Source organism: Allolucifera butyrica (assembly GCF_900476375.1).
Lineage (GTDB): Bacteria > Bacillota > Negativicutes > Sporomusales > UPPP01 > Lucifera > Lucifera butyrica.
The window spans coordinates 1-9,312 of the sequence record NZ_UPPP01000109.1 but is presented as its reverse complement, the minus strand read 5'-3'; the positions used below and the strand labels follow the sequence as shown (position 1 = coordinate 9,312).

Here is a 9,312-nt window from a genome sequence, read left to right as displayed (position 1 = left end):
TTAAGCGTTATCGATTTTCTACTGAGCTTCGTAATTATTTATGGCATCAGCCTGGTTTTGTATATATTTCCCCATCTGAACAAGCTGGGCCATGTCGATGAAAGCAAGCTGAAGGGCGGCCACTAATTCTTGTTCGTAACCTTATACTATAGGAGGAAAGTGCATGTTTGAACAAATCTCGTCGCTACTGTATTCGCTGGTCGAACAAACCGGCCTTGCCCAGCTTTGGTGGGGCAACGTGGTAATGATTATTGTCGGTGCCGTCCTGGTTTACCTTGCGCTGGCCCGCAAATACGAACCGTTTTTGCTATTAGGCATCGGCTTTGCCTGTATTGTTGCCAACGTTCCCGGTTCGGATCTGATAAAGCCCGGCGGATTATTTTATTATGCCTATAAGGGCGTGGAACTGGTAATTCTTCCGCCGCTTATCTTTTTCGGCGTCGGTGCGATGACCGACTTTGCACCCATGATCGCTAACCCCAGTTTGATGATACTCGGCGCGGCGGCTCATTTAGGTATTTTTGTCGCTATTATCGGTGCCAAAGCACTGGGCTTTACTCTGGCGGAGGCCGGTGCCATAGGGATTATTGGCGGCGCCGACGGCCCGATGGCCATCTTTGTGACGATGAAACTGGCACCCCATTTACTGCCGCAGATTGCTGTCGCCGCATACTCTTATATGGCGTTGATGCCTTTAATTCAGCCGCCAATCATGAGACTGTTAACAACCAAGGAAGAACGGCAAATTATGATGCAGCAAACCCGTCCGGTAAGCCGGCTGGAAAAAATCGTATTTCCCTTTGTTATCGCCATAATTGTAAACTTGCTGCTGCCGCCGGTGGCGCCGCTGATTACGATGCTGATGCTGGGTAATATGTTGCGGGAAGTACTGCTGGTAGAACGGCTGGCCAACACGGCAGCCAATGATTTAATGAACGTGATTACGATTACCTTAACGGTGGCCATTGGTTCCACCATGGTTGCGGATCAATTCCTGACAGTGAAAACACTGGAAATTATTGTCCTCGGTTTGATTGCGTTCATGTGCGGAACGGCTTCCGGCGTTATCGGGGCCAGAATAATCAATTGGTATACCGGTGGAAAGGTGAATCCGCTGGTGGGTTCCGCCGGGATTGCTTCCGTACCGATTGCCGCCCGTGTTTCCCACGTCGTTGGACTGCAGGAAAATCCATATAACTTCTTAATTATGCATGCCATGGGCCCCAATCTGGCCGGTGTATTCGGCACCGCTATTTCCGGCGGCATTATGCTGGCATTGCTGGGTGTAAAATAGTTTGTACAGGCCGTTGCCATATATCCATAGGGGAAGGGAAAGAGAATGATGTGGCTTATCTTATTAGCTATTGCTGTGGCTTTATTCTTCATTTTGCGGAAAAAGGAGGGGGAAGGAACTAGTATGCCGGTCTCCGCTGTACCCCAAATTTTGGAAGAAGATGAGCTTCTGGCGGTAATAAGTGCCGCCGTTGCACAATTTGAAGGCGATGGTGGTTTCGAGGTGCTATGCATCACGTGTTGTGGCCGCAACTGGACCCTTACTGGGCGTCAGGAGCTGTTGCATAACCATTTATAATAATGCACCTATTTTAATAAGAGACGGGGAGGGACCCAATTATGACGAATTATACGATTACTGTAAATGGTAAGGCTTATGAAGTCACTGTAGAAAAGAAAGCGGATATAGCCGTAACCGGAGCAGTTAAACTGACGGAGGCCGTACCGGCAGTTGCGCCTGTTCCGGCTTCTCCGGCCGCCCCGGTAACGACCGCCGCCTGTACCGGTGGCCGAGTGACCGCGCCCATGCCGGGAAAGATTGTTGCTGTCAAAGTAAATGTTGGCAGTAAAGTAAATAAGGGGCAGGAAGTCGTCATTGTGGAAGCGATGAAAATGCATAATCCTGTACTTGCCTCCAGTGATGGTGTAATTACGGAAATTTATGTCAAGGCTGGTGATCCGGTTCAAACAGGAGCGGTGCTTGTTTTAATCAGCTAGATGAATTTTATTGTCACTTAGAAAAACCAGAGTTGAATTTGTTGCGGGAAAAACGGATGATGCTTAGAAAAAGTGACCGGCAAATCAAGACCTATTGCTGGTGTGCTATGAAAAGCATCTTTCTTTTATATTGGACCAAGCATGCTGAAAAACCGGAGTTTTAGGCAGGAATAATTCGAACGAAGTTTTGCCCGGCCTGCGCCGAAGGTTCGGGTGGTATGCCGTATATTTTTTTGTTCCCGGTGAATAATGAAGAAGAATGAATAAATTTATGGGAACAGGGGAGTAGCCGGTCATGGAAATTAGCCCGTTTGAGTTTAAAAATAAGTTGATTAGTTTGGCGGAAGGTCACAAAAAAGCGACTCGGACGCTGCTCAACGCGGGACGGGGAAATCCCAACTGGGTGGCGGCGACCCCACGGGAAGCTTTTTTTGCGTTGGGCCAATTTGCCGTTCAGGAAAGCCGGCGAACCTGGAATGAACGGGACCTGGCGGGTCATCCCGAGCGGGAAGGGGTGGCCCTGCGGTTTGGCGCATTTATCCGGGACAATCAAACCGTTCCCGGAGTTCAACTGTTAAAAGACGTTGTTGATTACGGAATCCGGCATTACCGGTTCGAGCCGGACGAGTGGGTCTATGAACTGGTAGACGGCATCATGGGGGATAATTATCCCCAGCCGGACCGCATGCTCGTGCGAATTGAGCAGCTTGTGCATGACTTTTTGATCCGTGAGCTGGGGTTTCCGCCCGGGGCAGGCCATGTATTCGATTTATTCGCTGTCGAAGGGGCCACCGCGGCCATGAGCTATCTGTTCGATTCGTTAGCTGCCAATTATTTGCTGTTGCCTGGCGACAGGGTTGCCATGATGGTGCCGATCTTTGCGCCTTATATTGAAATTCCGGATCTAAAACGCTATGATTTTGAGATCGTCGAATTGAAAGCGACTGCCGTAGACCAAAAGGGAAAGCATATCTGGCAGTATCCGGACGCCGAAATCGCCAAGCTGGCCGATCCTTCGATTAAAGCGTTATTTTTAGTGAATCCCAGTAACCCTCCTTCGGTGGCCATCGAGCCGCAGTCGGTTAAACGATTAAAACAGATTGTGACGGAACAGAATCCGAATTTGATGCTCATATCGGACGATGTGTACGCAACCTTTGTGGACCAGTTTCGTTCGATGGCAGTCGATTTACCCTTCAATACCCTTGTTATTTATTCTTTTTCCAAGTATTTCGGAGTAACGGGCTGGCGGTTGGGGGTCGTGGCGCTGCCGCCCGACAATGTATTTGACCATTTGCTCCGGCAACTGCCGTCTGACCGGGCGGCCATCCTGAGGGAAAGATATTCGTCGTTATCGTCTGCGCCGGCAGAAATACGGTTTATTGACCGGATGGTAGCGGACAGCCGCCAGGTTGCATTAAATCATACAGCCGGACTGTCGACACCGCAGCAGGTGCAGATGTCGCTTTTTGCCGCTTTTGCCTTGCTGGACCGGGAAAATACATATAAGCGGCAGACCAAAGAGATTTGCCACCGCCGGATCAAATTGTTGTATGAAGGACTGGGACTGCCGCAGCCTAACCTCCCTTATGATGCCGATTATTATACGCAGTTCGACCTGGAAGAGTGGGCGAATTTTCACTATGGCAAAGAATTTACCGCCTATTTGCAGAAAAATTATACGGTCGAGGATATTTTATTCCGGTTAGCGGAAAATTCCGCCATTGTTTTACTCAATGGCGGTGGTTTTCATGGCCCGGCCTGGTCTGTACGGGTTTCACTGGCCAATCTGGATGATGCCGCCTATGCCAAGATCGGTCAGGAATTGCGAAGCGTATTGGCGGAGTATGTGGAAGAATGGAGAAGTTCAGCGGCCCGGCCGTAAAAAATAACTGGCAAAGGCTTCCGGCTTGAAATTATTGTTCCGGTTACGGTACAATAAATACAGATAGTAGATATTTAATGAAGCAGACTGGCGGCCGTTTGGTAAACTGGAGGAGCCAGGCAAGCTGCATGAATAAACCGACCACCCACAACGCAGCACAAAGGAGGACGGAGAGTGGGGATACATGGAAAATCGTTTTTGGCCGGCACCGTTTTTATGCTGGTGATTGCAGTCAGCGCGGGTTGGTTATGGGAAAATAACAAACTACCGGGACAGGCAACACCGGCGGCCCCGGTCAAAACAAGCGAGACTGCAATTCCGCCGGATGCGGTGAAAATTACTCCTTTGCCAACGCTGCGCATGATTGGGGGAACCGATGTTGCCTTTAAAGGAAAAGTGACGCTGCGGCAAGCCATTGCCGGCCGTTTTGCTAAGAATCTGGTAATTGTCAACTTCCAGGCCAAGGGAGATCATGCGGACAAGTCGATGATTCGAATCGTTTGGGAAAACGGTGAGGTGGAAACGATAGCCCCGGGCGTGACCAACCGCAAGTTTCCTCTGGGCAAGAATGCCGTAGAAATTTCGGTTATCGGCTATAGTATGCAGGAACGTCCGATTTTTCACGACCTGCCGCGCCCTGGATCCCTCACCTGGGAAATTCGTTATGAGCCCGTGGAATAGCAAAATAGCAACCGGTATTTGCCCTGAATTTTTCTGCGCCCTGAGCCGAGAGACCGCGTCAGCGGTCTTTCTTTAATTTTGTCCGTAATGGCTATGGACGTAACGTTATATCTTTGAATTGAATACCGGGGAAGGGACCGTTTATAATAAAGTTAACGGAATAGAAAGAATATTTCTGCAGGAATACCATTTCAATTGCGCTAAAACCATATAGGAGGTAAAAACGCATGGCAAGTACTCAACTGAATAACGCTCCGCTGCAAACCGGTGGTACCCAGGAAAAAATCCAGAGGTTTGGCCGGTTCTTAAGCGGCATGGTTATGCCGAATATCGGCGCTTTTATTGCTTGGGGATTGATTACGGCACTTTTTATTCCGACGGGCTGGGTACCCAACGCATACTTAAGTAAACTGGTAGGCCCGATGATTATTTATTTACTTCCTCTGTTGATCGGCTATACAGGCGGTAAACTGGTGGGAGGAACCCGGGGCGGTGTTCTGGGAGCGATTGCAACCATGGGTGTCGTCGTAGGCGTGAGTATTCCCATGTTTATGGGGGCCATGATTATGGGACCCCTGGGCGGATGGGTAATTAAGAAATTTGACGCGGCGGTGGAAGGGAAAATTCCGGCCGGATTTGAAATGCTGGTCAATAACTTTTCTGCCGGTATCATTGGCGCGTTGCTGGCGCTCTTGGCCTATACGGGCGTTGAACCGGTCGTGCTGGCGTTAAACAACATACTGAAAAGCGGTGTGGAATCCATCGTGGCGGCGGGACTGCTGCCGCTGGCATCCATCTTTATCGAGCCAGGCAAAATCCTGTTTTTGAATAACGCCATCAATCATGGCATATTAAGCCCGATCGGTGTGCAGCAAGCGAAAGAAGTCGGCAAGTCCATCTTCTTCCTGCTGGAACCGAACCCGGGTCCGGGCTTAGGCATTCTGTTAGCTTATTGGGTATTTTCCAAAGGAATGATCAAACAATCGGCGCCCGGCGCCATTATCATCCACTTCCTGGGTGGTATCCATGAAATTTACTTCCCCTATGTATTGATGAATCCGTTGTTGATTCTGGCGGTAATCGCAGGCGGCGCCAGCGGTGTCCTGACCTTTGTCACCTTCCATGCCGGTCTGGTGGCGACTCCGTCGCCGGGAAGCATTTTTGCCCTGATGGCCATGACGCCGAAAGGCGGTTATCTGGGTGTACTGGCGGGCGTGCTGGTATCTACGGTTGTTAGCTTCTTAGTTGCGTCCGTGTTTGTGAAACGGGCCAGCGCCAAAATGGACGATGAAGAACTGACGGATGCGCAGGAACGGGTCAAAGAACTCAAAGGAACTCCGGTAAAAGCAACGGTGAAGAAAAACGTCAGGAAAGTCGTATTTGCCTGTGACGCCGGCATGGGTTCGAGCGCCATGGGGGCGACTACCTTGCGGAACAAATTTAAAAAAGCCGGCCTGGACATCGAAGTAGTCAACTGCGCCATTGAAGACATTCCCGTCGATGCGGAAATTGTCATCACCCACGAAAGTCTTACCGAACGGGCCAGATCGATGGCGCCTAAGGCCGAGCATATTTCCATCAAAAATTTCGTCAACAGTCCGGAATATGATGCCCTGGTAAACCGGCTGTCCTAATAAAAAGGTAAATAAAGTAACAAACTGCAAAATGGGGTGCCGTTCACCCCATTTTGCCATCCATATGGGCAGGGAATAAACGGCGGAGACGTTTGACGTAAGCGGGGGGATGTTATGCAGGAAAAAATGAATGTTCGTGTTAAAAAAATCTTGCTTGCGATCTGCCGGGAGAATGACTATGTGACTCTTTCAACCATTGCTCAGGAGTTAGGAGTCAGCGCCAGAACCATCCTGCGGGAATTGGATGAAGTGGAAAGCTGGCTGGCCGCAAGAGGCTGCAGCCTGAGTAAAAAGACGGGTGCCGGCATTAAGGTCAGCGCAAACGCAGTTCAGCGGGAAGAAATGCTGGCTCTGTTAAGGGAAGAACAGGAAGAAATCATTTATTCGCCGCAGGAACGGCAAATGTTTATCATCAGTGAATTGCTGCAGAATCAGGAGCCCGTTAAACTTTACAATTTTGCTGCCATACTGAAGGTCACGGAAGGGACCATCAGCAATGATTTGGATAAAATTGAAAAGTGGTTTGCCGGCCATCAAATTACCCTGGTGCGTAAACCCGGACTGGGCGTTTATATTGAAGGCCGGGAAAGTAACATCAGGAAAGCGATGATCCGGTTTATTTACGAAAACATGGATGAAGAACAATTGTTACGCATGATCCGGAATTATATCAAAAACTCATCGTCCGACCCGAAAGACGGGATCGAAAATCGAAGCCGGAAACGGTTGTTGAATTTAATCGATAAAGAAGTGATCCGGCGGTTGGAAACCTCAATTCAGGCCGCCGAGCAGAAAATGGGCTATAAGCTGACCGATAATGCCTATGTGGGATTGATTGTTCATTTAGCCCTGGCGATTCAACGTATAAAAAAGAATGAGGAAATTACAATTGATAAAGAATTTCTGAACGAGTTGAAACGTCTGCCGGAATATACCGTTGCCGGCGATATGGCAGCGGTAATTGCGACCCAATTTGCCCTCCCGATTCCTGAAGATGAGATCGGTTATATCACCATGCATCTCAAAGGCTCCAGGAACCGTAGTGATACGTTTCAGTCAGCCGGCCAGCCGTTGGGAAATTTTGAACTGGTGAAACTGGCCAGGGAAATGATCAAAGTCGCAGAACAGACGACGGGCTATTCTTTAGCGGCCAATGAGAATTTATTAATTGGTCTGGTCAATCATTTGGGGCCGTCCATAAGCAGGCTAAAAATGAATTTGGATATTCGGAATCCGTTGTTGGATAAGATTAAAGCCTTTTATCCGGACTTGCTGGAAGTCAGCCGGACCTGTGCCGCCGTGGTAGAAAAGCAGTTGGGTGTTACCATGCCGGAATCGGAGATTGCCTATATTGCTATGCATTTGGGCGCGGCGATTGAAAACTGTGCGAAAATTGCCAAGCGGATTTACCGCTGTGCGATTGCCTGTGCCACGGGAATCGGCACGTCCCGGCTATTGGCGACCCGGATGGAAAAAGAATTTGACAATATTAAAATTGTCGATATCATTTCAACAATTTATATAGAAGAAAAATGGCTGGGGGAACAAAAAGTTGATTTCATTGTTTCCACGGTTGGCATTGAGAACTGCTCCCTACCGGTTGTTACGGTGAATCCGTTGTTATTTGAAGAAGACAAAATAAAAATAATTCAGCAGATGAAAATGACAAAAAAGCAAATTCCCGTTTCACCGGTTCGTAAAGAGAATCCAATGGCCTTGAAAGATAAATTAAATGCATTGAGCAGTTATAGCGAGGCCATTACCCGGATTCTGGACAATTTCTTTCTTAGGGAAGACCGGGATTCGCGAACCATGGAAGAAGTGATTGACAAAATCAGCAGGACTCTGGGTGAGGAAGCGAATCAGGCAAGGCTGGCCCAAGCCATTATGCGGCGGGAAGAAAAAGGCGGCACCTTTATTACCGGGCACGGAATGGTTTTATTGCATTGCCGGAGCGAGGCTGTAAAGACGATTCATTTTGGCGCCGTCAAGATTTTGAATTCCATCCGCGTAATCAACGGCAAAGGACAACCGGAAGACGTCAAGCTCGCTGTTATTATGCTGGCCCCGGAACACTGCGGCAAAATCGAAATGGAGACGCTCAGTCATTTGAGCCGGATGCTGATCGAACGGCCGGAGTTTTCCGGGTTATTAACAACCGGCAATTATGAAGAGGACTTCCGGGAAATCAGCCACATTATGGAAGAGTTATATAAAACCAAAAACCGTCAATTAATGGGGGATTAACAATGAGTAAGGAGAATTTTACGATGCAAATGCATTCAACCGGTGGTACCCAGGAAAAAATCCAGAGGTTTGGCCGGTTCTTAAGCGGCATGGTTATGCCGAATATCGGCGCTTTTATTGCTTGGGGATTGATTACGGCACTTTTTATTCCGACAGGCTGGGTACCCAACGCATACTTAAGTAAACTGGTAGGCCCGATGATTATTTATTTACTTCCTCTGTTGATCGGCTATACAGGCGGTAAACTGGTGGGAGGAACCCGGGGCGGTGTTCTGGGAGCGATTGCAACCATGGGTGTCGTCGTAGGCGTGAGTATTCCCATGTTTATGGGGGCCATGATTATGGGACCCCTGGGCGGATGGGTAATTAAGAAATTTGACGCGGCGGCGGAAGGGAAAATTCCGGCCGGATTTGAAATGCTGGTCAATAACTTTTCTGCCGGTATCATTGGCGCGTTGCTGGCGCTCTTGGCCTATACGGGCGTTGAACCGGTCGTGCTGGCGTTAAACAACATACTGAAAAGCGGTGTGGAATCCATCGTGGCGGCGGGACTGCTGCCGCTGGCATCCATCTTTATCGAGCCAGGCAAAATCCTGTTTTTGAATAACGCCATCAATCATGGCATATTAAGCCCGATCGGTGTGCAGCAAGCGAAAGAAGTCGGCAAGTCCATCTTCTTCCTGCTGGAACCGAACCCGGGTCCGGGCTTAGGCATTCTGTTAGCTTATTGGGTATTTTCCAAAGGAATGATCAAACAATCGGCGCCCGGCGCCATTATCATCCACTTCCTGGGTGGTATCCATGAAATTTACTTCCCCTATGTATTGATGAATCCGTTGTTGATTCTGGCGGTAA

General features: G+C 49.0%; 9 protein-coding genes. All 9 read left to right on the top strand.

Going from position 1 to position 9,312, the window contains the following annotated elements:
• Window positions 1-163: 163 nt before the first annotated feature.
• A complete protein-coding gene (locus LUCIF_RS22175) occupies window positions 164-1,294 on the top strand; it encodes a sodium ion-translocating decarboxylase subunit beta (protein ID WP_122630017.1) in 1,131 nt (376 codons plus the stop codon).
• A 45-nt stretch (window positions 1,295-1,339) separates the two neighbouring features.
• On the top strand, window positions 1,340-1,591 hold the full coding sequence (locus LUCIF_RS22170) for an OadG family protein (protein ID WP_122630016.1): 252 nt from the start codon (window positions 1,340-1,342) through the stop codon (window positions 1,589-1,591).
• A 41-nt stretch (window positions 1,592-1,632) separates the two neighbouring features.
• A complete protein-coding gene (locus LUCIF_RS22165; RefSeq protein ID WP_122630015.1) occupies window positions 1,633-2,010 on the top strand; it encodes a biotin/lipoyl-containing protein in 378 nt (125 codons plus the stop codon).
• Between the two features lie 32 nt (window positions 2,011-2,042).
• Window positions 2,043-2,174: a hypothetical protein gene (locus LUCIF_RS27105; protein ID WP_279386984.1), complete on the top strand. Its 132-nt coding sequence runs from the start codon at window positions 2,043-2,045 to the stop codon at window positions 2,172-2,174.
• Between the two features lie 131 nt (window positions 2,175-2,305).
• Window positions 2,306-3,895 (top strand): aspartate 4-decarboxylase, encoded by a 1,590-nt coding sequence (gene aspD, locus LUCIF_RS22160; RefSeq protein WP_122630014.1) that lies wholly within the window; start codon window positions 2,306-2,308, stop codon window positions 3,893-3,895.
• A 174-nt stretch (window positions 3,896-4,069) separates the two neighbouring features.
• Entirely contained in the window at window positions 4,070-4,576 is a 507-nt protein-coding gene (locus tag LUCIF_RS22155; RefSeq protein ID WP_207858290.1) for a hypothetical protein, read from the top strand.
• Between the two features lie 227 nt (window positions 4,577-4,803).
• Window positions 4,804-6,210, top strand: coding sequence for a PTS mannitol transporter subunit IIBC (locus tag LUCIF_RS22150; RefSeq protein WP_122630013.1), 1,407 nt, complete (start codon window positions 4,804-4,806; stop codon window positions 6,208-6,210).
• Window positions 6,211-6,324: 114 nt separating this feature from the next.
• Window positions 6,325-8,457, top strand: a complete 2,133-nt coding sequence (locus LUCIF_RS22145) for a BglG family transcription antiterminator (protein WP_122630012.1) — start codon at window positions 6,325-6,327, stop codon at window positions 8,455-8,457.
• A 2-nt stretch (window positions 8,458-8,459) separates the two neighbouring features.
• Window positions 8,460-9,312, top strand: an 853-nt coding sequence (locus LUCIF_RS22140) for a PTS transporter subunit EIIC (protein ID WP_279386983.1), incomplete at its 3' end; no start/stop codon positions are given.